The following is a 22690-nucleotide window of genomic DNA, read 5'->3' on the forward strand; positions in this document are numbered from 1 at the left end:
CCGGTCAGCTGCCTTCCGGGCAGTTCTCGGTCTCCCGGGAGAGGTTCTCCTCGACCTTGGCCAGCAGCCGGGCCAGCTCGGCGCGCTCCGTCGCGTCCAGCCCGGCGAGCGTGCGCTTCTCCAGATTCGTCCAGGCCCGCTCGACATCCAAGTGCAGAGCGCAGCTGTCCTCGCTGGCCTCGACCAGGACGGCCCGCCGGTCGTCCGGGTCGGGGCGGCGGCGGACATGACCGGCCTGTTCGAGCCGCTGGAGCATCTTGGTGACGGTCGACGGATCGAGGTCGGCGGCCTTGATCAGCTCCGACTGGCGTGCCGCGCCCGCGTCCCACAGGTACATCATCAGGAACTCCTGGCCGGGGTAGAGCCCGGCGCACCTGAGCGCTTTGCCGGCGGCGATCCGGTGCAGCCGGGCGACCCGTGAGACGGCATGGCTGACCGGGCCGCCGCGGGCGGCGCTCGGCAGCTCGGTACAGACGGGGTCGACGGGTTCGGCCTTCATGGGGACTCCTCGGGGCGATGCTCCGGCCTGCGGCCTGTCCGGCGGATCGGGCCCTGTCCGGGGCCGGGTCCGGCGCTCTCCACGAACTTTACCTTGGTCGGCCAATCAATGCGCTACAGTGGCGCAGGACGAAATACTTGGCCGACCATGTAAATTTCCTTAGGGGCGTTCATGACCACCGCATTCGACCCGATCGACCTGTCCGGCACCCAGCTCGCCAACCGCATCGCCATGGCCCCGATGACCCGCAGCCGTGCCGGTGACGGCGGTACCGCCACCGATCTCACCGTCGAGTACTACGCCCAGCGCGCCTCGGCCGGTCTCATCATCACCGAGGGCATCCAGCCGTCCGTCGTCGGCCAGGGCTACCCCTTCACCCCGGGTCTGCACAGCGGGGAGCAGGTCGCGTCCTGGCGCAAGGTCACCGACGCGGTGCACGCCGCGGGCGGCCGGATCTTCGCCCAGATCATGCACGCGGGCCGCATCGGCCACCCGGTCCTACTGCCGGACGGACTGACCCCGGTCAGCGCCTCCCCGGTCAAGGCCGACGGTCAGGTCTACACCCACGTGGGACCGAAGGACTTCATCGAGCCGCGTGAGCTGACCGACGCCGAGATCCGGCAGACCGTGGCCGACTTCGCCTCCGCCGCCCGCAACGCCGTCGACGCGGGCTTCGACGGGGTCGAGCTGCACGGTGCCAACGGCTACCTCATCCACCAGTTCCTCGCACCCAACACCAACCTGCGCACCGACGAGTGGGGCGGCTCCGACGAAGCCCGCATCCGGTTCGCCGTCGAGGTGGTCAAGGCCGTCGCCGCCGAGATCGGCGCGGAGCGCACCGGGCTGCGCATCTCGCCCGGAAACGCGTACAACGACATCGACGAGCCCGCACCGGACGCCGTCTACACCGCGCTGGTACAGGAGATCGAGCCGCTCGGCCTGGCCTATCTGCACGTCCTGGAGGCGAAGGAGATCCGCGAGCTGACCCTCGCGCTGCGCAAGCAGTTCTCCGGCACCTTCGTCATCAATGTGCTGACGGACGGACCGACCGGACCGGACGACCACTCGGTGATCGACGACGGAATCGCCGACATCATCTCGTACGGTGCGCTGTTCATCGCCAACCCGGACCTGCCCGCCCGGCTGAAGGCCGGCGGCCCGTTCAACACCCCGGACCCGTCCACCTTCTTCGGCGGGGACGCAAAGGGGTACGTCGACTACCCGGCGCTGGGAGCCTGAAGGCCTACGCCGAATCCCGGCGCACCAGTTCGGTGGGGAGGATCACCGCAGCCGGCTCCTCCCCGCCGATCCGGGCCAGCAGTACCCGTACCATCTCAGCGCTGATCCGGTCCCACGGCTGCCGGATCGTGGTGAGCTCGGGCCGGGACGCGAGCGCCGCCGGCGAGTCGTCGAAGCCGCCGACCGCGACATCCTCCGGCACCCGCCGCCCGCCCTTCTCCAGCGCGGCGAGCACGCCCTGCGCCATCAGGTCGGAGGCGACGAACACCGCGTCGAGGTCCGGGGCCCGCTCCAGCAGCAGTGCGGCGGCCGCCTCGCCGCTCGCCCGGCTGTAGTCGCCCGGGACGATCAGCGCGTCGTCGGCGGGCAGCCCGCACTCGGCGAGCATCTCGCGGTAGCCCGCCAGCCGTTCGACGCCGCCGGGGGTGTCCAGCGGGCCGCTGACCGTACCGATCCGGCGGCGCCCCGACTCGTACAGATAACGCACCATGTCCCGGGCGCCGTCCCGGTCGTCGGCCGCCACATAGCTGACCTTCGAGCCCTGCCCGAGCGGCTTGCCGCAGGCGACGAGCGGGACCCCGGCCTCGTGCAGCCGGGCGGCGACCGGGTCGCCGGAGTGGCTGGAGACCAGCAGCACTCCGTCCACATGACCGGCGATGTAGCGCATGTTCCGGCGGCGTTCCGCCTCGGTTCCCGCGATCATCAGCAGCAGCGGGATGTCGTGCGCGGCCAGCGCGGCGGTGCAGCCCCGCAGCAGCACATTGAAGTTCGGGTCCTCGAAGAACCGCTCCTGCGGCTCGGTGAGCAGGAACGCCACCGAGTCGGAGCGGCCGGTGATCAGCGATCTGGCGTGCCGGTTCACCGTGTAGCCGGTCTTGCGGATCGCGGAGTTGACCGCATCGAGCGCGGCCGGACTCACGTTGTGCCCGCCGTTGAGTACTCGCGAGACCGTGCCGCGCGAGACTCCGGCCTCCCGCGCCACGTCGTGGATGGTCGGCGGCCTGCGGCGTCCCGTGCCGGACTGTCCGTGCCGTCCGGGCTGTCCGGGCTGTTCTGTGCGGCTCATGGTGCATGATCTTTCATCAATGGAAGCCCTGGCGGGGACCGGTCAGGACTTTACGGCGCCGGAGAGCAGGTCGAGGCTCCAGAAGCGCTGGATGACGAGGAACAGCGCGATCAGCGGGACGATTGCCAGCAGCGCCCCCGTAATCACCAGGGTATAGAGGGCCGGGGTGGTGGAGCCCTGCTGGAGCAGGGTGTAGAGGCCCAGGGTGACCGGGAACTTCTCGTCGTCACCGAGCATGATGTACGGGAGCAGGAAGTTGTTCCAGATCGCGACGAACTGGAACAGGAAGACGGTCACCAGACCCGGCAGCATCATCGGCAGGGCGATGGTGCGGAAGATCCGCCACTCGCTGCCGCCGTCCATCCGTCCCGCCTCGATCACATCGCCCGGTACGGCGGAGGCCGCGTAGATCCGGGCGAGATACACCCCGTACGGGGAGAGGATCACCGGCAGCAGGACCGAGAGGTAGGAGTCCGTCAGGTCGGCCTCGGCCAGCAGCAGGTACTGCGGTACGGCGAGGATGACCGGCGGCATCAGCACGCCGGCCAGCAGGATGTTGAAGATGCTCTCCTGCCCGCGGAACCGGTACACGGCCAGGGCGTACCCCGATACCGCGGAGACGGCTGTGGACAGCAGGGCGCCGGCTCCGGCGTAGAACGCCGAGTTGGCCATCCACTTCCAGTACACGCCGTCGCGGTACGCCGACAGATCGGAGACGTTCTGGCGGAAGCCGGTGCCCGGCAGGAAGGTGAAGGTGGAGAACAGCTCGCTGCCGGACTTGGTCGAGGCGACCAGCACCCAGGCGACGGGCAGCAGACAGTAGAGCGCGCCGAGGAGCAGCGCGGCGGTCGGCGCGAGCGCGAAGCGGCGCGAATCCGCGGGGGTGGATGCGAGGCGCGGCGTACTCATCGGGAACCTCCCTTTTCGGTACGGGAGTTGGCCGCCCTGAGGAAGCCGAAGGACAGGACCAGGGTGGCGACGGCGATGATGACCGCCTGAGCGGCCGCCGCGTAGATGTCGTTGTTGACGAAGGCGTCCTGGTAGACCTTCATCAGCGGACTCCAGGTGGTGGAGAGGGAGTTGGTGAGCGGTTTCAGCGTCGTCGGCTCGCTGAACACCTGGAGCGTCGCGATGATCGAGAAGAAGAACGTCAGGACCAGCGACGGCGCCACCATCGGGATCTTGATCCGGAGCGCGATCTGCAGCTGCGAGCAGCCGTCGATCCGTGCCGCCTCGAACACCTCGGCCGGGATCGCCCGCAGCGAGGTGTAGATCACGATCATGTTGAAGCCGGTGCCGCCCCAGACCGCGATGTTGGCGAGGGCGAGATACAGCGGCCCGCCGTCGAGCAGGTCGGGCTGCGGCAGCCCCGCCTTGTCGAGGAGGTAGTAGAAGGGGCTGACGTCCGGGAGATAGAGGAACCCCCACATGAGTGCGGCGACGACACCCGGGATCGCGTACGGAAGGAAGATCGCGAGCCGGGAGAAGCCCCGCAGCCGGAGCCGGTCGGTGTCCAGGAGCAGGGCGAACAGCAGGGCGAGACCGAGCATCACGGGGACGACGATCGCGCCGTAGCCGAGGATGCGCAGCGCGCCGTGCAGCAGTTCCGAGTCGGAGAGCGCACCGGTGTAGTTGGCGAAGCCGGCCCAGATCTCCTCGCGGGCGCCCTTGCCCAGACCGAGCCCCTTGACCTCGGTCCTGCGGAAGCTGAGGTAGAGCGCATACCCGATGGGAAGGGCGAAGAAGAGCAGGAAGAGCACGGTGGCGGGGGCCAGGAAGGCGTACGGGGCGCTCTTGACCCCGTACGCACTCCTGCGGCGTGCGCGTGTCACTCGGAGACCCCGAAGCCCTGCTTCTTGAGGTCGGCGACGGTGGCGTCCTGCATCGCGGTCAGGGCGGGCCCGAAGTCCGACTTGCTCTTGGCGGCCTCGGCGAAGTTGTCCTTGAAGGCGGTGTACGCGACGTTCACGTTCGGGCCCCAGGCGGCGGGGGCGGTGCCCTTCGCGATCTCGGCGGCCTTCGTGTAGAAGTCGGGCTGGTTGGAGAAGTAGTCCGGGGCCTGGGCGAGCGCGCCGCCGGTCTGGGCGGCCGTGGCGGCGGGGTAGATGCCGCTCTCCTTGACCAGTGCGGCCAGCGCCTCGGAGTCCGTGTTCAGCCACTTCGCGAAGGTCGCGGCGGCGGCCTTGTTCTTGGAGTCGTTGGTGACGGCGGTGGAGGAGCCGCCCCAGCTGCCGGTGACGTTCTGGCCGGCCGTCCACTGGGGGAGCGGGGCCATGGCCCACTTGCCCTTGGTGTCGGGCGCCGCCGTGGTGAGGGTGCCGGGCGCCCAGACCGCGCTGACCCAGGCGATCTGCTTGCCGGTGTTGAGCGCCTTGTTCCAGGCCGGGGTGTACATCGGCTGGTTGTCGACGGCGCCCTCCTTGACCAGACCGCCCCAGAAATCGGCGACCTTCTGCGTGGCGGCGTCGTCGATGGCGACCTTCCACTTGTCGCCGCCGGTGGTCCACCACTTCGCTCCGGCCTGCTGGGCGAGGCCCGCGAAGAGACCGGAGTCGTTCGAGGAGAACGTGGTGAGGTCCTTGCCCGGCGCCTTCTTCTTCAGCGTGCGGGCCGTCTCGGCGAACTCGTCCCAGGTGGTGGGCACGGACAGGCCGTACTGCTCGAACAGGTCCTGGCGGTAGTAGAACATCAGCGGGCCGGAGTCCTGCGGCACGGCGTACAGGGCGTCCGATCCGAGGGTCGTCTGCTGCCAGATGCCGTCGGCGAACTTGCCCTTCGCGTCGCCCGCCTCCTTGGATATGTCGGCGAGCACGTCGTTGGAGACCAGGGTGGGGAGCGCCTGGTACTCCGCCTGAACCAGGTCGGGGGCCTTGTGGGCCTTGGCCGCCGTGATGATCTTGGTGACCAGGTCGTCGCCCGACGCCTGCTTCTTCACCGTGACCTTGATGCCGGTCTTCTTGCCCTCGCCCGCGTTCCAGATGTCCGCGACCTTGTCCAGGCCGGGCGCCCAGGCCCAGTAGGTGAGTGAGACGGGACCGGATGCGGCCGGGCCGTCCCCGCCGTCGTCGTCCGACGAGCCGCAGCCCGAGAGCAGGCCGGTGGCGGCGAGTGCGGCGGCCGTGGACACCGCGACGATGCGGTACTTCATGGAATTCTCCCCTGACGAGAAGCGAGGGTGCAGCGCCGAGATGCGCTGTGAGCGTTCACAGTAGAGAAACGAATCCGACACTTGTCAATGGTTGTTGCTGTGCGGTTATGTTGGATCTGCGCCACCGAGAATGTGTGTGCACGTTCCCAGAAGTTGTACCAAAGAGCCCAGGAGACCCCTATGCCGCACACCGCGCCCGAGCCTGCCCCGCACGGTCTGCGCCGGCTCGCCTTCGGCGGCGACTACAACCCCGAGCAGTGGCCGGAAGAGGTCTGGCACGAGGACGTGGCCCTGATGCGGGAAGCCGGCGTGACCATGGTCAGCGTCGGGATCTTCTCCTGGGCACTTCTCGAACCGGAGCCCGGCGGCTACGACTTCGGCTGGCTCGACCAGGTCCTCGATCTGCTGCACGGGGCCGGCATCCGGGTCGACCTCGGCACCCCCACCGTCGCCCCGCCCGCCTGGTTCTACCGCGCCCACCCCGAGGCCCTTCCGGTCAGCCGCGAGGGTGTCCGCTACGCCTTCGGTTCACGCGGCGCGATCTGCCACAGCAACCCCGCCTACCGGTCGGCCGCGGCGAACATCACCGAACAGCTCGCCCGCCGGTACGCAGACCATCCGGCGCTCGCGATGTGGCACGTCCACAACGAGTACGGCGTTCCGGTGAGTGCCTGCTACTGCGACAACTGCGCCGCCCACTTCCGCCGCTGGCTGGCCGGCCGCCACGGCGGCGTCGACGCCGTCAACGAAGCCTGGGGCACCGCCTTCTGGGGCCAGCGCTACCGCAGCCTCGACGAGATCGACCCGCCCCGTGCCACTCCGACCGTCGCCAACCCGGCGCAGCGCCTGGACTACGCCCGCTTCGCCGACGCCACCATGCGCGAGAACTTCTGCAGCGAACGGGACATCCTGCACCGCCTCGCCCCCGGTATCCCGGTCACCACCAACTTCATGACCGCTCTCAGCCAGTGCGACTCCGTCGACTACTGGGCCTGGGGCCGCGAGACCGACCTCGTCACCAACGACCACTATCTGATCACCGACGGCCGCCGCACCCATGTCAACCTCGCGATGGCCGCCGACCTCACCCGATCCGTCGCGGGCGGCGCACCCTGGCTGCTCCTGGAGCACTCCACCAGCGGCGTCAACTGGCAGCCCCGCAACCCCGCCAAGCGCCCGGGCGAGATGGCCCGCAACAGCCTCGCCCATGTCGCGCGCGGCTCCGACGGGGCCATGTTCTTCCAGTGGCGGCAGTCCCGCAGCGGCGCGGAGAAGTTCCACTCGGCGATGGTGCCGCACGCCGGTACGGACTCCCGGGTGTGGCGGGAGGTCTCCGGGCTCGGCGCCGACCTCGGCCTGCTGAGCGGCATCCGCGGGACCCGAACCGTCGCGGACGCGGCCATGCTCTGGGACTGGCAGTCCTGGTGGGCGCAGAAGCTGGAGTGGCGCCCGAGCGAGGACCACGACGCCCGCGAGCGCGCCGACACCTTCTACGCCTCGATGTACGACCGTCACCTCACCGTCGACTTCGCCCACCCGGACGCCGATCTCTCCGGGTACCCGCTGGTCGTCGTCCCGGCCCTCTACCTCGCCACCGAGGAGACCGGCCGGAACCTCCGGAGCTACGTCGAGAACGGCGGCACGCTCGTCGTCTCGTACTTCTCCGGCATCGTCGACACCCATGACGCCGTGCACCCGGGGCCGTACCCCGGCGCCCTGCGGGACGTACTCGGGCTGACCATCGAGGAGTTCTCCCCGCTCGGCGAGGGCGGGACGGTCCGCCTGATCACGCCCGAAGGCAACACCGCAGGCCCGGAGCTGACCGGAGACCTGTGGTCGGACGTGGTGGTCGCGCGCGGCGCCGAGACCGTCTGGTCGTACGCCGACGGCATTCCCGCGGGCCGCCCCGCCGTCACCCGGCACCGCCTGGGCAGGGGCACCGCCTGGTACATCTCCACCCGGCTGTCCGGACCCCATCTCGACGCCGTCCTCGACCGAGCCTGTGACGACGCGCGGATCGCGCCGCGCACCGGTCTCCCGCACGACGTCGAGGTCGTACGCCGCACCGGTGACAGCGGCACGTACCTCTTCGCGATCAACCACACCGGGGACGACGCGAAGGTGCCGCTCGACGGCCCCGGCACCGAGCTCCTCACCGGCGAGCACACCGTGGGCCATCTCGCCGTTCCGGCGGGCGCGGTCCGGGTCGTACACCTCGACGGCTGAGTCGCCCCATCCCCACAATTCCCGCACAGCGGTCGAAGGGACATCGACGATGTACGGAAACGGCCGCGGTCTCGGCGCCGAGTACCGGGAGCCCGCCCGGACCGCCGTCGGCGGCAGCGGATGGGACCCGGCCGATCCGGCGTCCGGCAACGCGTGGGAGAACCAGGCGCTGTTCGATCACAGCCGGTTCTCCCACCGGTAGGCCCCAGGGAGTCCGCCTAGGCGGCATCGAGCGGCGCGCTGCGCCACTTCCACGAGGTGACGCGCTCCCGCCCGGGCAGCTCGGCGCGGCCGGTGGACCAGAGCAGGACGGTCCACCGGTCGGCGTCGTCCGGGGAGTCCGGGAAGAGCCGGGCCAGCGCGCGGTCGCACAGATCGGCGGGCGGCGCCCAGGAGATGTCCAGGCCCTGGACGACATCGTGCGTATGGACCAGGGTCTCCACGATTCCCATGGCCGCGAAGCCCTCCGGGTCGGACACCCCGTACGAGTGGTAGGAGCGGACCTCCGCCGCGGTCGTCCGTACCATCGCCGTCAGCAGGGCGCCGCTCGCCTCCAGGGTCTGGAGCAGGCCGACCGGCCCCGCATCGGGGTTGGCGAAGATCGAATTCGCCGGGCCGCCCTTGCGGTCGGCTCCCCAGCGGTACGGGACCTCGCGGTCCAGCGGCGGCTTTTTCGGGCCCAACTGGGCGGCGTACGCGAAGAGATCGTCGTTCAGATGCTCCACGGTCTCCCAGGAGTCCCACTCCAGCGACCCGGCGGGTGCCCGCCAGTGGTCCTCCGGAACCTCACGGAGGGCGGCGAGCGCGAGATGGACCGCGGTGGTCACATCGTCCGCGGTGACCGGCAGCCGGGTCGCGGTCAGCGTGGCCCGCTCGACGGCGCTGCACTCCACACAGAACTCATTGCCCTCGGGGTCGGCGAGCGTCGCCCAGCCCCGGCCGTCGGACCTGCGGTGGTCGCCGACGAGCGTGGCGCCGAGGGCGAGCAGCCGTTCGACCTCCTCGTCCCGGGTGCGGTCCTGCGGCTGGATGTCCAGGTGGACGCGGTTCTTGACGCTCTTGGGCTCGGGCACCGAAACGAACAGCAGCGCGGCGCCTGGGGTCTCGACGAGCGCCTCGGGATCACCGGGCCTGTCGTCGTCGGACAGCCGGGCACCGAGCACCTCGGCCCAGAAACTGCCGAGCTTGTAGGCGTCGGCGCAGTCGAAGGTCATGTGACGTACAAGTGAGGTCATGGGACCAACTGTCGCCGTTGCCGGCCGCCGGGGTCCACCAACTTTCGACAGGGGCCGGCACGACGAACGTCGTCCCGGCCCCTGCCACTTCCCGCGCGGCCCGTCAGCGCCTCACCTCACCGGCGAGAAATCGCGCGCCCCGATGAACTCCGGGCGCCGCACCGGCGCCGCGAACGGTTCCTCGGCCGTGTTCTCCACGCTGTTGAAGACGATGAAGACATTGCTGCGCGGGTACGGGGTGATGTTGTCCCCCGAGCCGTGCATGCAGTTGCAGTCGAACCAGGTCGCCGAACCGGCCCGGCCCGTGAAGAGCTTGATGCCGTGCCGGTCGGCCATCTTGGTCAGCGCCTCGTCGGACGGGGTGCCGGCGTCCTGCATCTTCAGCGACTGCTTGTAGTTGTCCTTCGGCGTCTCGCCCGCACATCCGAGAAACGACTTGTGCGAACCGGGCATGATCATCAGCCCGCCGTTGGTGTCGTGGTTCTCGGTCAGTGCGATCGACACGGACACGGCCCGCATGTGCGGCAGACCGTCCTCGGCGTGCCAGGTCTCGAAGTCCGAGTGCCAGTAGAACCCCGAAGCGCCGAAGCCCGGCTTGACGTTGATGCGCGACTGGTGGACGTACACATCAGAACCGAGGATCTGGCGGGCCCGGCCCACCACCCGCTCGTCGTTCACCAGCCGGGCGAAGACCTCGCTGATCCGGTGGACCTCGAAGACCGACCGTACGTCCTGCGACTTCGGCTCGATGATCGACCGCTCATCGGCCCGCACCGCAGGATCGGTGATCAGCCGGTCCAGTTCGGCGTGGTGGACGGCCACTTCGTCAGGCGTGAGCAGCTCGTCGACGGTGAGGAAGCCGTCCCGCTCGAAACCCTGCAGATCCTTTACGGCGATCGGGCCCGGGGCGCCGGGCGCGGACCAGATGACCGGGTCCTGGCGGGGGATGGTCATCTCGGCCGTGCGCCGGGTGGGATACAGGTCGGCGCGTAGATCGGTGGTCATGGTTCAGCCCTCCTCGGTCAGTACCGGGTAGACACCGTTCTCGTCGTGCTCCTCCCGTCCCGTGACGGGAGGGTTGAAGACGCAGACGCAGCGGAAGTCGGTCTTGGGGCGCATGGTGTGGCGCTCATGGCCGTCCAGCAGGTACATCGTGCCGGGGGTGATCCAGTGCGTCTCGCCGGTCTCGTCGTCGGTGAGCTCGGCCTCGCCCTCGACACACAGGACGGCCTCGATGTGGTTCGCGTACCACATCGACGTCTCGGTACCTGCGTACATCGTGGTCTCGTGGAGTGAGAAGCCCACCTTCTCCCGGGCGAGCACGATGCGCTTGCTCTCCCAGGTGCCGGAAGCGGCTTTCACATGCCGGTCGGTGTTCTCGATGTCGCTGAACGATCGGACGATCACGGTGAGTCGGAGCCTTTCTCTCTGCAGCGGTACTTCTGTGCGGGCCTGCCCGGGGTGGACCCGGCCAGGCGGTCGGGATGTCGCGCGACCCGCAGGCCGGGCGGTCAGACGGTGTCGCGGACCGCACGGGCCAGCGTGCGCAGGCCCTCGTCCAGCTCTTCGGGGGTGATGGTCAGTGGCGGCAGCAGCTTCACGACCTCGCTGCGCGGGCCGGAGGTCTCCACCAGCAGCCCCAGCTCGAACGCGCGCGCACAGACCGCGGCGGCGCGCGAGACATCGGTGAACTCGAGTGCCTGGACCAGGCCGCGGCCGCGGAACTGCGCGCCGAGCCGGGTGTGTTCGTCGCAGATCGCGAGCAGCGCCTGCTCGACCTGCTCACCGCGGGCCAGCGTCTGCTTCTCCATCTGGCCGTCCGCCCAGTAGGCGTCGAGCGCGGCGGCGGCGGTGACGAAGGCCGGGTTGTTGCCGCGGAAGGTGCCGTTGTGCTCGCCCGGGCCCCAGACGTCCAGCTCCGGGTTGAACAGGCAGAGCGACATGGGCAGTCCGTAGCCGCTGATGGACTTCGACAGGGTGACGATGTCCGGGGTGATGCCGGCCTCCTCGAACGAGAAGAACGCACCGGTGCGGCCGCAGCCCATCTGGATGTCGTCGACGATCAGGAGCATGTCGCGGCGGTGGCAGAGCTCGGCCAGCGCCCGCAGCCACTCGGGCCGCGCCACATTGATGCCGCCCTCGCCCTGCACCGTCTCGACGATCACCGCCGCGGGCTGGTTGAGACCCGAGCCCTGGTCCTCGAGGAGCCGCTCGAACCAGAGGAAGTCCGGGACCCGGCCGTCGAGGTAGTTGTCGAACGGCATCGGCGTGCCGTGCACCAGCGGGATGCCGGCCCCGGCCCGCTTGAAGGCGTTGCCGGTGACGGCGAGCGAGCCGAGCGACATGCCGTGGAAGGCGTTGGTGAACGAGACGATCGACTCGCGCCCTTTCACCTTGCGGGCCAGCTTCAGCGCGGCCTCGACCGCGTTGGTGCCGGTCGGGCCGGGGAACATCACCTTGTAGGGCAGGTCGCGCGGCCGCAGGACGACATTGTGGAAGGTCTCCAGGAAGGCGCGTTTCGCGGTGGTCGCCATGTCCAGGCCATGGGTGATGCCGTCGCGCTCGATGTAGTCGATCAGCGCGCGTTTCAGCACCGGGTTGTTGTGGCCGTAGTTGAGGGATCCTGCACCGGCGAAGAAGTCGAGGTACGAGTGGCCGTCCTCGTCGGTCAGCCGGGCGCCCTGCGCACGGTCGAACACGGCGGGCCAACTGCGGCAGTAGCTCCGGACCTCCGACTCCAGGGTCTCGAAGACGCTCAGGGCGGGCGGGGTGATGGTCACAGGGGATCTCCTGCTTGTGGGGGTGTGACGGGCGGCGGTGGAACGGGCGCTTCGGTCGACGCCGGGCCGGGGGGGTGTCACCCGGGCTGCGCCTCAGACGTGGAACGGACCGATGCGGTACAGCACTTCGGGAAGATGTGTTCCCTCGGGGAACAACCCGCCGTCGAAGAGCACTTCGCGCTCCACGGCCGCGTCATGGCGGAGCGCATAGGAGGTGAACAGCCGGTCGGAAGCGGTGTTGTCCGGGGTGATGGTCGTCTCGACCCGGGCCAGGCCCTGTTCCGCGGCGACCCGTGCGGTCAGCGAGTCCAGCAGCTCGGCGGCCAGTCCGATGCCGCGATGGCCGTGGTCGACGGCCACCTGCCAGACGACGAGCGTCTCGGGGCGGTCGGGCCGGATGTATCCCGTCACGAAGGCGACCGGCTCACCGGTCGCGTCGCGGGCGACCACGGAGGTCGCCGCGAAGTCACGGCACCACAGCAGGTAGCTGTACGAGGAATTGAGGTCCAGGACCTCGGAGTCGCGGGCGATGCGCCAGATCGCGGCCCCGTCCTCCACTCGTGGGGTGTCGATGGTGATGAATTCGCTTCGGGCACGTGCAAGATCTGCTGGTGCGGCGGTCATGCGAATGGAATTTACCCAGCAAATTTTGAAATTGCATCGACGAAAGGGGTTGGGTAAAGGAAGCGGCTGTGTTATCACGCGGGCGCGCACCCCGGCGCGAATCCGGTTCGATTTCTTCCGTTTTGAGCCTTATTAATGCCGCAAAACGGCCACGTTGTGGAGTCGGTCACAGAGCTGTAACTCCCCGGAGAAGCAACCGAATTGTGCCGATCGGCGTTGTCGAAACATTGGCGTTTAGGCTCCGGGGGAGCGGGCAGAAGAATGCGGGGAGCTGCTCAAAATAAAGCAGCTCCCCGCATTGATGAATTCTTATTCGCTCGGCCAGGTTTCCGAAACGGCCTTGCGGGCAGCTTCGAAGTCGACCTGCCGGCCCTCATCGGCCAGCGCCGACCCCAGAGCCGCGATCGAGGACTGCACCACGCCCCGCGTCGCATCCACACCGTAGTGATTGACCCGGATCATCTCCTTGGACAGGGCCCCGCCGCCCGCGATCAGCGGCAGCGAGGGGTCGGTCGCGAGCGCCTTGGCGACCAGCCCGGCGGCGTCGACTCCCGCGGGGGCGCGCAGCGTCGTGGCGACCGGCGCCGCGTCCTTCGCCTCGTGCACATACGGCGCCAGGCCGCCGCCGAGCGCCACCGCGCCCGCCCTCGTGGCCGCGGCGGCCGCCGCGTGCCGGGCCATCAGCGCCTCCGGGCCCTCCGCCTCGATCCGCTCCAGGCACGCCTCGAGCGCCAGCATCTCCAGCTGCGCGGGGGCGTGCAGGAGCGCCTTGCGGCCGCCGTCGATCCAGCGCTCCTTCCAGTCCAGGAGGGAGAGGTACGAGTGGCGCGGGGCCTCGGGGTTGGCGGCGATCCGCTCCCAGGCGCGCGCGCTCACCGACACCGCCGACACCCCGGCCGGGCCGCCCATCGCCTTCTGCGCGCCGATCACGCACAGGTCGACACCCCACACGTCCGGCAGCAGCGGCTCGGCGCCCACCGAGGCGACGGCATCCAGCATGAAGAGCGCCCCGTGGGCCCGGACGACCTCACCGATCTCGGCGACCGGGTTGGTGTTGCCGGTGGCCGCCTCCGCGTGGACCAGCGAGACGAAATCGATCTCCGGGTGCGCGGCGAGCGCCTGTGCGACCTGGTCGGCGGTGACCGCCGTGTGGAACGGCACGGCCAGGTCGATCACATTGGCACCGCAGTCCCGCAGCCAGTTCCCGAAGGTCTGTCCGTACGGCCCCGTGACCACGTTCAGCGCGGTCGAACCGGGCCGGGCGCCGCTCCGGATGCAGCCTTCGAGAGGAAGCAGTGCCTCGCCCTGCATGATGACGACGTCCTGCTCGGTGGCGAGGAGACCGGCCACGCGCTGCTCGATGACGGCGAAGTGCGCGGCGGTGAGCGGGGCGAGGTCGAGGAAGGGGTGCGTCACGGTGGTGCTCTCTTCGGATCGGGTCGGCCTGCGGTTCGGCGTGCGAACAGCGCTTCCGTCGAGAGTACCCAGGGCCTCCCGGACACCGCCTCGTACAGTGCTGCCATGAGTGATCACAAGGCGCAGCCGGTGCTGCACGTGAAGGGGCGGGTGCTCGTCGGTCCCGACGACGTCAGGGACGAGCTGTGGGCGGTCGGCGGGCGGATCTCGTACGAGCGGCCACCCGGCGCGGACGCGGCGGAGACCGTCACCGGCTGGGTGCTGCCGGGTCTGGTCGATGCCCACTGCCATGTGGGGCTCGATCACCACGGCCCGGTCGACGCCGCCACGAGCGAGAAGCAGGCGCTCACCGACCGGGAGGCCGGCACGCTGCTCATCCGGGACGCCGGATCGCCCTCCGACACCCGGTGGATCGACGACCGGGAGGACCTTCCCAAGATCGTCCGGGCCGGCCGTCATATCGCCAGGACCCGCAGGTACATCCGGAACTACGCCCATGAGATCGAGCCCGGCGACCTCGTCGCGTACGTCGCGCAGGAGGCGCGGCGCGGCGACGGCTGGGTCAAGCTGGTCGGCGACTGGATCGACCGGGACGCCGGTGACCTGACCGCCTGCTGGCCGCGCGGCGAGGTCGAGGCGGCCATCGCCGAGGCACACCGGCTCGGCGCACGGGTCACCGCACACTGCTTCGCCGAGGCCGCTCTCGTCGATCTCGTCGAGGCCGGGATCGACTGCATCGAGCATGCGACGGGCCTGACCGAGGACACCATTCCGCTCTTCGCCGAGCGCGGCGTCGCGATCGTCCCGACGCTGGTCAACATCGCCACGTTCCCGGACCTCGCGACGGGCGGCGAGGCCAAGTTCCCGCGCTGGTCGGCGCATATGCGGCAGCTGTACGAGCGCCGTTACGAGACCGTGCGCGCGGCGTACGACGCAGGGGTGCCGGTCTATGTCGGCACCGACGCGGGCGGCTCGCTGGCCCATGGACTCGTGGCGGCGGAGGTCGCCGAACTGGTCAAGGCCGGCATCCCGGCGCGCGAGGCGCTCTCGGCGACCGCCTGGGGTGCCCGCGCATGGCTCGGGCGGCCGGGGCTGGAGGAGGGCGCCCCGGCGGACCTGGTGGTGTACGACGAGGACCCGCGGGCGGATGTACGGGTGCTGGCGGCGCCGCGCCAGGTGGTGCTGAACGGGCGGGTGATCGGCTGACGCCACCGTGTCCCAGCAGAAAGGGTGACACGTTGACAGCCAGTGTCCGAACCGCCCTCGCGCTCGTTGCAGCACTTCTGCGCACACTCCGGTGCGCTTGCGCCACACCACCCATGCGCTCGGCGGAACGGGTGACGGTGAGGAGCGCCGAAGGAACAGACGTACCTCGATATTCGAATACAGGCGCGGAAACCCCCCTTTGGAGTGAACTCGCCGCAGCTGTCTGTCAGTTCATCCTCTGTACGTAAAGATTCACGGAGTCGAGGTCACCGGCGCCCGCGATGTCCCCCATTGGGCGGTGCCGGTGGCTCCATGTCTCTTGTGGGGGTTCCACCATTTTGAACAGCAACACCTTCCGCCTGGCCGCCCTGGCGGTCGCCGCCGCTCCTGTCGCTCTGCTGGTCGCCGCCCCGGCGCACGCCACCGGAGCGACCACGACCACCGGTGGCGGGAAGGCGAGCGCGGTCGTGCTCCGTACCGCACTCGATGTATCGCTCCTGAGCAAGACCGTCGATGTGCCGCTCGAGGCCACGCTGAACGAGGTGCACGCACCGGCGAGCGCCGAGCAGACCGCGCTCCGCGTGCGGCTCGACGGCGTGAATCACGGGCGCCCGTTCAGCGTGCTGCGCGCCGACGTGGCCACGGCGAAGGCGACCGTCGACAAGCGCCGGGCGGAGGGTTACAGCAACCTGGCGAAGGCCCGTGTGCATCTGCCCGGACTGCCGCTGCTTTCGCTCATCGAGGTCGAGAAGGTCACCTCGAAGGCGGTCTGCGAGGTGGGCCGCAAGCCCGTCGCCGAATCCAATGTGCTGGGCCGTGTCTCGGTCCTCGGCAAGCGGGTCACGCTCACCTCGGGCGGCACCACGCGGGTCGACGTGCCGGGTGTGGGAGAGGTGACGCTCGACCTGTCGAAGACGCGGACCACGTCCCGTACCGCGGCGGCCGCCGCGCTCCGGCTGGAGGTGTCGGTCAACCCGCTCAAGCTGAACGTCGCCGACGTCAAGGGGGAGGTCACGCTCGCCGAGGCGACCTGCGAGACCCCGAAGGGGCCCGAGCCCACCAAGCCGGCGGGCGGCAGCGACGGCGGCTCCGGCGACGGCGGCTCCGGGGACGGCGGCACCACCGGTGGCGACAGCGGCGACGGCGGAACCGAAGTGAAGCCCCAGACCGGGACCGGGCACGCCCCGGCGGCGGTCGACACCAATCTCGCGGAGACCGGCGGCAGCTCCACGACGCCCTACATCGCAGGCGGCGCGGCCCTGCTGCTGGCGCTGGGTGCGGGCGCCATGGTCGTGGCCCGCGGGCGCGGCGCCCAGGACTGACGCGACCCGGCCCGAGGGGCGGCGTAACAGGGGACGGACGAGCAACAGGGAGGCGGGGAGCGGTGTCCGCGTGATCTCACGCGAACACCGCTCCCCGCCCGTGCCTGAGATCAGCCGCCGGGCCCCTGGCCGTCAGCGGCCGACGAGCACCAGCGCCTGATCGAGCGCCTGCAGAAAGCGGTTGGTGGTCGCACGGTCGCGTACGGCCAGCCGCAGCCACTCGGGGCCGAGACCCGGAAAAGTGTCGCCGCGCCGCGCCGCGAACCCCAGCGTCCGCAGCCGCTCCCGCACCTGCGCGCCCCGCTCCAGCCGGACCAGCACGAACGGTCCGTCGGCCGGCTCCGCCACCCGCACCTCGGCGAACTCCATGAGCCCCGCTACCAAATGGGCCCGGTCCACCGCGATCCGGTCCGCGGCGGCGGCCGCCTCCGCCAGCGCCCGCGGCTCCATGCACGCCTCGGCCGCCGCCAGCGCCGGCGAGGACACCGGCCACAGCGGCTGGGCCTCCTGCAGTGCGCCGATGGTCTCCGGACCGGCCAGTACGTAACCGATCCGCAGCCCCGCCAGCCCCCACGTCTTGGTGAGGCTGCGCAGCACGACGAGGCCGGGGATGTCCGTACGCCCGCACAGTGCCTCGCGCTCGCCCGGGACCGCGTCCATGAATGCCTCGTCGACCACCAACGTCCGTCCGGGGCGCGCCAGTTTCTCCAGTGCGGCCGCCGGATGCAGGACCGACGTCGGGTTGGTCGGATTGCCGACGACGACCAGATCCGCCTCATCGGGCACGGCCGCCGGATCCAGCCGGAAGCCGTCCTCGGCGCGCAGCAGCACCCGCCCGACCTCGTGCCCGGCCGCGCGCAGCGCCGCCTCGGGCTCGGTGAACTGTGGATGGACGACGACCGGCCGCCGGGCCGGCAGCGCCCGGGCGATCAGCACGAACGCCTCCGCCGCGCCCGCCGTCAACAACACCCGTTCCACCGGCAGCCGGTGCCGCTGCGCGACCGCGGCCCGCGCCGGGCCCCCGTCCGGGTAGACGGCGAGCGTGGTGAGAGAGGCGGCTATTCGTTCCCTCAGCCAGGCCGGGGGCGTATCCGTGCGTACGTTGACGGCGAGATCGGTCAGATCCCGGCCGCGTACCTCCGCGTCACCGTGATGCCGCAGATCGTGCCCGCCCGCGCTGTTCACGTCGGGACTCTCAGTGGGAGTGTGCATGACTTCCAGGGGGGTGTGGGGGGACTGGTTCATGACTGTGGGGTGGAGCGACAGCAGGACGACTATGTGCCCGGCACCGGGCTCCACGCAACGGTCGGATCCGGATGCGCGTGCGACGCCCGCCGGGCCACCGCACACGTCACCTTCCCCGCCCGCCCCCGGGGGCTCGACTTCCGCTTCGGTACGAGCAGTTCGTCCGCGCCGACGAGAGCCGCCGCCTCCGCGACCGACGGCGTGCCGACCGCTGCGAGCGACACACCCGACGGATTCGGCACGACAACCGCGGCCAGCTCGTCCGCGCGGTACGCACGCACCGGTACGCCCAGCCGCGCCGCAGCGCCGACGATCCCCGGCTCGTCCGCCTTGGCGTCGACGGTCGCCAACTCCACGACGCTGCGGGGCGAGAGACCGGCTTCGCGCAGTACGGAAAGGACGAGCCCCAGTACTTCGTCGACCGTCACACCGCTGCCCGCCCCGACCCCGACGACCAGCAGAGCCATGGCAGAAATCCTTTCGCCGACTCGAGGGACGGGGCGGGCCCGGGATGCGGGCACCGGGGTGCGTTACCGACTGCTACCACCGTGGGCATCGTGGACCGACGGTGTCATTCCGCGGCCCGCCCGACGAACCGCCGGGCGATGCCCGGCGCCGAAGCCCAGTGCGTATGCAGATAGCTGGCATGGACGCCCTGTTGCACGAAGCCCTCCACACGCCGCTCCGGCAGATGCATGCCCCATGCGGGCGCGGAACCGGCACCCGGCTCCAGCACCGTCCGGTGGAACTCGTGCCCGCGCAGCCGTGTGCCGACCGCGGCCAGCGCACTGTCGGTGATCGCGACGGCCTCCCGGTAGCCGAGCGTCAGCCGCTTCGACATCCGGCCCTCGGCGTCGAGCACCCCGCACATCGGCAGCCCGTCGAGCGAACGCGACAGATAGAGCAGCCCGGCGCACTCGGCCGCGACCGGCGCCCCGGCGGCCGCGAGATCGGCAACGGCCTTGCGGAGCGGCTCGTTGGCGGACAGCTCGGGGGCGTACACCTCCGGGAACCCGCCGCCGATCACGAGCCCCCGGGTGCCCTCGGGCAGAGCCACGTCCCGCAGCGGATCGAACGTCACGACCTCGGCCCCGGCGGCGGCGAGGAGCTCGCTGTGCTCCGCGTAGGAGAAGGTGAACGCCGGCCCCCCGGCCACGGCAATGACGGGCCGGCCACGACCGGGTCCGTCCGGGCCACCACTCTCCGGTCCGTCCGGTGTCCGAGCACCGGAGCCCAGGTTCCGGGCAGGGCCGGGCAGGGGAACGGCCGCGTCGCAGGCGCCTCCGCCTGCCACCGCACCCCGCACGGCCTCCACCGGATCCCACGCCCCCGAGCCCGCAGGCGACCGGGGCGCCGACCGCGCCAACGCCATCAACGCATCCAGATCACACCCGGCGCCCACCTGCGCGCCCATCGCCGCGACTGCGGACACCGCATCGCCCCGCCGCTCGGCCACCGGCACCAGTCCCAGATGCCGCGAGGGCGTGGCCACCTGCTCGGCCCGCCGCAGCACCCCCATCACCGGCACACCGGACTCGTCCAGCGCCTCCCGGAGCAGCATCTCGTGCCGGTCCGAGCCGACCTTGTTGAGGATCACCCCGCTGATCCGTACCTCCGGATCCCACGAGGCGAAGCCGTGCACCAGCGCGGCGACCGACCGCGACTGCGACGACGCGTCCACGACCAGCACCACCGGTGCCTGCAACAACTTCGCGACGTGGGCGGTCGACGCCAACTCGCCCTGCCCGGAGGCCCCGTCGTACAGCCCCATCACCCCCTCGACGATCGCCAGGTCGCACCCACGCGCCCCGTGCGCGAACAGCGGAGCGACCAGCTCCGGCCCGCACATGTACGCGTCGAGGTTGCGCCCCGCCCGCCCGGTGGCCAGCGAGTGATAGCCGGGGTCGATGTAGTCGGGTCCGACCTTGTGCGGCGACACGGCGAGACCGCGCTGAGTGAAGGCCGCCATCAGACCCGTCGCCACGGTGGTCTTGCCGCTGCCGGAGGCCGGCGCGGCAATCACCAGTCGCGGAATCGTCACCACTCGATGCCCCTCTGGCCCTTCTGCCCGGCGTCCATCGGGTGCTTCACCTTCGACATGTCGGTCACCAGATCGGCGGCCTCGACGAGCTTCTCCGGGGCATTGCGTCCGGTGATCACCACATGCTGCGTGCCGGGACGGTTCCGCATCACCTCGACCACCTCGTCGGTGTCGATCCAGCCCCAGTGCATCGGGTACGCGAACTCGTCGAGGACATACAGCTTGTACGTCTCGGCCGCCAGGTCACGCTTGACCTGCTCCCAGCCCTCCCGGGCCTTCTCCTCGTTGTCCGCGTTGTCGCCGTGCAGGCCGCGCTGCACCCACGACCAGCCCTCGCCCATCTTGTGCCAGGCGACCGTGCCGCCCTCACCGCTCGCGCCGAGCACCTTCAGCGCGTTCTCCTCGCCGACCTTCCACTTCGCCGACTTGACGAACTGGAACACCCCGATCGGCCAGCCCTGGTTCCAGGCGCGCAGCGCGAGTCCGAACGCGGCTGTCGACTTGCCCTTGCCGATACCGGTGTGGACGAAGAGCAGCGGACGGTTGCGTCGCTGGCGAGTCGTCAGCCCGTCGTCCGGCACGGTGGTCGGCTGTCCCTGCGGCATCAAGCTGCCCTCCTGCTGGATCCGTTGGTTCCCTGGGTTCCCTGAACGTCCCTGACGAGTCCGGCGATCGAGTCGGCCCGCAGCTCGTCGAGCGTGACGGCGGTGCCGCCGAGATCGCGCGCCAACCGGCCGGCCAGCCCGAGCCGCACGACCCCCGACTCGCAGTCCACGACGACGGACGCCGTGCCCTCGGCCTCGTGCAGCCGCGCGGCCCGCGCGGCCAGCGCCACCGGGTCCGGGCCACCGGTCGCCCGCCCGTCCGTCACCACGACCAGCAGCGGCCGCCGCGACGGATCGCGCAGCCGCTCCACCCGCAGCACGTCATGGGCCTTCAGCAGCCCGGCCGCGAGGGGGGTACGTCCACCGGTCGGCAGCGTCTCCAGGCGTGCGGCGGCCGTGTCCACGGACGACGTCGGCGGCAGCGCCACTTCGGCGCCCTTGCCCCGGAAGGTGATCAGACCGACCTTGTCCCGCCGCTGGTACGCGTCCAGCAGCAGTGACAGCACCGCGCCCTTCACGGCGCCCATGCGCTGCCGGGCGGCCATCGACCCGGATCCGTCCACGACGAAGAGCACCAGATTCCCCTCGCGCCCCTCCCTGGTGGCCTGCCGCAGATCATCGCGCCGCACCACGAGGCCGCGCCCCGTGCGTCCGCGCGCGTGCTGGTGCGGGGCGGCGGCCTGCACGGTCGCCGTCAGATGCAGCTTGGTCAGCAGTCCCTCGGGCCGCCGCGCACCGGTCGTGCGACCGTGCTCGGTACGCGCCCGGGACCGCCGCCCCGCCGCACCCTCGCCGATCCCCGGCACACTGAGCATCTTCGTCCGGAACGGCTCGGCAGCTCGTACGGGCTGCTGCTCACCGCCCCCGGCCGGGCGGCCCTGCGAGGGGAGTCCGGGCGTGTCGTCGTCCCCCGCCTCGGGCTGCGGCGGCGTGTCGGGCCCGTCCCCCTGCGGCGGCTGCCCACCCCCACCCGGCCCGTCCGGACCGGGGTCGTCCCCGCCGCCTTCCCCTTCACCGCTGTTCTGCTCCAGCGTGTCGTCGAGCTTGTCCTCGTCGAGACCGGGCGCGTCGAACGGGTTGCGGCGCCGCCGGTGCGGGAGCGCGAGGAGTGCTGCCTGCCGGACGTCCTCGGCGAGCACGTCGGTACGTCCCGCCCACGCGGCAAGTGCGGTCGCGGTGCGGGCCATCACGATGTCGGCGCGCATCCCGTCGACCTCGAAGGCAGCACAGGTGGCGGCGATCTGGCGCAGGGCACGATCCCCGAGTGTCACCTGAGGAAGCAGCGCCCGCGCGGCAGCGATCCGCTCCCGCAACGCACCTTCCTCATCGGCCCACCGGGCGGCGAACCCGGCCGGATCGTCGTCGTACGCGAGCCGCCGCCGCACCACCTCGACCCGCTGGTCGGTCTCGCGCGACGCCGCGACCTCGACGGTCAGCCCGAACCGGTCGAGCAACTGCGGCCGAAGCTCGCCCTCTTCGGGGTTCATCGTCCCGACGAGCAGGAACCGCGCGGCATGCCGCACGGAGACGCCTTCGCGCTCCACGTACGAGGCGCCCATGGCCGCCGCATCCAGCAGCAGGTCCACCAGGTGGTCGTGGAGCAGGTTGACCTCGTCGACGTACAGGATTCCGCGATGTGCATCGGCGAGGAGCCCCGGCTCGAACGCCTTGACCCCCTCGGCGAGCGCCCGCTCGATGTCGAGCGCCCCGACGAGCCGGTCCTCGGACGCGCCCACCGGCAGCTCCACGGTCCGAGCCGGCCGCGACACGCCGCCCCCGGCCTCGTGAGGACCATCGGGACACGCGGGATCGGGCGACACCGGGTCACACGAGAACCGGCACCCGGAGACGACACCGACCTCGGGCATGAGCGCGGCAAGTGCCCGCACGGCGGTGGACTTGGCGGTCCCCTTCTCCCCACGCACGAGCACTCCACCGACAGCGGGCGATACGGCGTTCAGCAACAATCCGAGCCGCAGATCGTCCTGCCCGACGATGGCAGTGAAGGGATACGGGGTACTCACAAAGCCTCCTTGAC

The 22690-nt window shown here is 70.6% G+C and carries 19 protein-coding genes and 1 pseudogene; 5 read left to right on the top strand and 15 right to left on the bottom strand.

The annotated features are described in order from the left end of the window. Nucleotides 1-4 precede the first annotated feature (4 nt). Nucleotides 5-499, bottom strand: coding sequence for a MarR family winged helix-turn-helix transcriptional regulator (locus OHA88_RS33895; RefSeq protein WP_328628299.1), 495 nt, complete (start codon nucleotides 497-499; stop codon nucleotides 5-7). A gap of 171 nt (nucleotides 500-670) precedes the next feature. On the opposite strand from OHA88_RS33895, the gene OHA88_RS33900 reads away from it, so the two are divergent. Next, entirely contained in the window at nucleotides 671-1738 is a 1068-nt protein-coding gene (locus tag OHA88_RS33900; protein ID WP_328628300.1) for an alkene reductase, read from the top strand. A gap of 4 nt (nucleotides 1739-1742) precedes the next feature. Here the strand turns inward: OHA88_RS33900 and OHA88_RS33905 are convergent, their stop codons facing one another. From OHA88_RS33905 to OHA88_RS33920, 4 genes are read right to left on the bottom strand one after another with little or no spacing between them, the layout of a single operon-like run. Next, nucleotides 1743-2804, bottom strand: a complete 1062-nt coding sequence (locus tag OHA88_RS33905) for a LacI family DNA-binding transcriptional regulator (protein ID WP_267005830.1) — start codon at nucleotides 2802-2804, stop codon at nucleotides 1743-1745. 42 nt (nucleotides 2805-2846) lie between these two features. After that, nucleotides 2847-3713 (bottom strand): carbohydrate ABC transporter permease, encoded by an 867-nt coding sequence (locus tag OHA88_RS33910; protein WP_326631264.1) that lies wholly within the window; start codon nucleotides 3711-3713, stop codon nucleotides 2847-2849. After that, nucleotides 3710-4636 carry a carbohydrate ABC transporter permease gene (locus OHA88_RS33915; protein WP_328628301.1) on the bottom strand — a complete coding sequence of 309 codons (927 nt, stop codon included), beginning with the start codon at nucleotides 4634-4636 and terminating at the stop codon, nucleotides 3710-3712. The genes OHA88_RS33910 and OHA88_RS33915 overlap by 4 nt, the downstream gene beginning before the upstream one ends. Continuing rightward, nucleotides 4633-5952 carry an extracellular solute-binding protein gene (locus OHA88_RS33920; RefSeq protein WP_328628302.1) on the bottom strand — a complete coding sequence of 440 codons (1320 nt, stop codon included), beginning with the start codon at nucleotides 5950-5952 and terminating at the stop codon, nucleotides 4633-4635. The genes OHA88_RS33915 and OHA88_RS33920 overlap by 4 nt, the downstream gene beginning before the upstream one ends. A 180-nt stretch (nucleotides 5953-6132) precedes the next feature. Between OHA88_RS33920 and OHA88_RS33925 the strand changes: the two genes are divergently transcribed. Both OHA88_RS33925 and OHA88_RS33930 read left to right on the top strand, forming a co-directional pair. Continuing rightward, nucleotides 6133-8178, top strand: a complete 2046-nt coding sequence (locus OHA88_RS33925; RefSeq protein ID WP_328628303.1) for a beta-galactosidase — start codon at nucleotides 6133-6135, stop codon at nucleotides 8176-8178. A gap of 49 nt (nucleotides 8179-8227) precedes the next feature. Further along, a complete protein-coding gene (locus OHA88_RS33930) occupies nucleotides 8228-8380 on the top strand; it encodes a hypothetical protein (RefSeq protein WP_328629969.1) in 153 nt (50 codons plus the stop codon). Nucleotides 8381-8396: 16 nt separating this feature from the next. On the opposite strand, the gene OHA88_RS33935 is transcribed toward OHA88_RS33930, so the two are convergent. From OHA88_RS33935 to OHA88_RS33960, 6 genes are all read right to left on the bottom strand, one after another. Beyond that, nucleotides 8397-9413: a VOC family protein gene (locus tag OHA88_RS33935; RefSeq protein WP_328628304.1), complete on the bottom strand. Its 1017-nt coding sequence runs from the start codon at nucleotides 9411-9413 to the stop codon at nucleotides 8397-8399. A 111-nt stretch (nucleotides 9414-9524) separates the two neighbouring features. Continuing rightward, nucleotides 9525-10418, bottom strand: coding sequence for an ectoine hydroxylase (gene thpD, locus OHA88_RS33940; RefSeq protein ID WP_328628305.1), 894 nt, complete (start codon nucleotides 10416-10418; stop codon nucleotides 9525-9527). A 3-nt stretch (nucleotides 10419-10421) separates the two neighbouring features. After that, entirely contained in the window at nucleotides 10422-10820 is a 399-nt protein-coding gene (locus OHA88_RS33945; protein ID WP_267005837.1) for an ectoine synthase, read from the bottom strand. 104 nt (nucleotides 10821-10924) lie between these two features. Continuing rightward, a complete protein-coding gene (gene ectB / locus OHA88_RS33950; protein WP_328628306.1) occupies nucleotides 10925-12193 on the bottom strand; it encodes a diaminobutyrate--2-oxoglutarate transaminase in 1269 nt (422 codons plus the stop codon). A 93-nt stretch (nucleotides 12194-12286) separates the two neighbouring features. Further along, nucleotides 12287-12817, bottom strand: coding sequence for a diaminobutyrate acetyltransferase (ectA, locus tag OHA88_RS33955; protein WP_328628307.1), 531 nt, complete (start codon nucleotides 12815-12817; stop codon nucleotides 12287-12289). A gap of 309 nt (nucleotides 12818-13126) precedes the next feature. Beyond that, nucleotides 13127-14233: a pyridoxal-phosphate-dependent aminotransferase family protein gene (locus OHA88_RS33960; protein WP_326816847.1), complete on the bottom strand. Its 1107-nt coding sequence runs from the start codon at nucleotides 14231-14233 to the stop codon at nucleotides 13127-13129. A 105-nt stretch (nucleotides 14234-14338) separates the two neighbouring features. Here OHA88_RS33960 and OHA88_RS33965 point away from each other — a divergent pair, with 105 nt between their 5' ends. Both OHA88_RS33965 and OHA88_RS33970 read left to right on the top strand, forming a co-directional pair. After that, nucleotides 14339-15439 (top strand): amidohydrolase family protein, encoded by a 1101-nt coding sequence (locus OHA88_RS33965; RefSeq protein ID WP_328628308.1) that lies wholly within the window; start codon nucleotides 14339-14341, stop codon nucleotides 15437-15439. 338 nt (nucleotides 15440-15777) lie between these two features. Continuing rightward, the gene (locus OHA88_RS33970) at nucleotides 15778-16761 is read left to right on the top strand and encodes an SCO1860 family LAETG-anchored protein (RefSeq protein WP_328628309.1); all 984 of its coding nucleotides are present in this window, start codon (nucleotides 15778-15780) and stop codon (nucleotides 16759-16761) included. Between the two features lie 132 nt (nucleotides 16762-16893). On the opposite strand, the pseudogene cobC reads toward OHA88_RS33970, so the two are convergent. The 4 genes and pseudogenes from cobC to OHA88_RS33990 all read right to left on the bottom strand — a co-directional run bounded on the left by cobC (nucleotide 16894) and on the right by OHA88_RS33990 (nucleotide 22676). Further along, nucleotides 16894-18473, bottom strand: a pseudogene (gene cobC / locus OHA88_RS33975) (Rv2231c family pyridoxal phosphate-dependent protein CobC). A gap of 104 nt (nucleotides 18474-18577) precedes the next feature. Then, the gene (locus tag OHA88_RS33980; protein WP_328628310.1) at nucleotides 18578-20050 is read right to left on the bottom strand and encodes a cobyrinate a,c-diamide synthase; all 1473 of its coding nucleotides are present in this window, start codon (nucleotides 20048-20050) and stop codon (nucleotides 18578-18580) included. Next, the gene (gene cobO / locus OHA88_RS33985) at nucleotides 20044-20652 is read right to left on the bottom strand and encodes a cob(I)yrinic acid a,c-diamide adenosyltransferase (RefSeq protein WP_030920034.1); all 609 of its coding nucleotides are present in this window, start codon (nucleotides 20650-20652) and stop codon (nucleotides 20044-20046) included. The genes OHA88_RS33980 and cobO overlap by 7 nt, the downstream gene beginning before the upstream one ends. Beyond that, entirely contained in the window at nucleotides 20652-22676 is a 2025-nt protein-coding gene (locus OHA88_RS33990) for a putative cobaltochelatase (protein WP_328628311.1), read from the bottom strand. Before OHA88_RS33990 ends, cobO begins: the two co-directional genes overlap by 1 nt. Nucleotides 22677-22690 lie beyond the last annotated feature (14 nt).

The sequence above is a fragment of the Streptomyces sp. NBC_00353 genome (assembly GCF_036108815.1).
Lineage (GTDB): Bacteria > Actinomycetota > Actinomycetes > Streptomycetales > Streptomycetaceae > Streptomyces.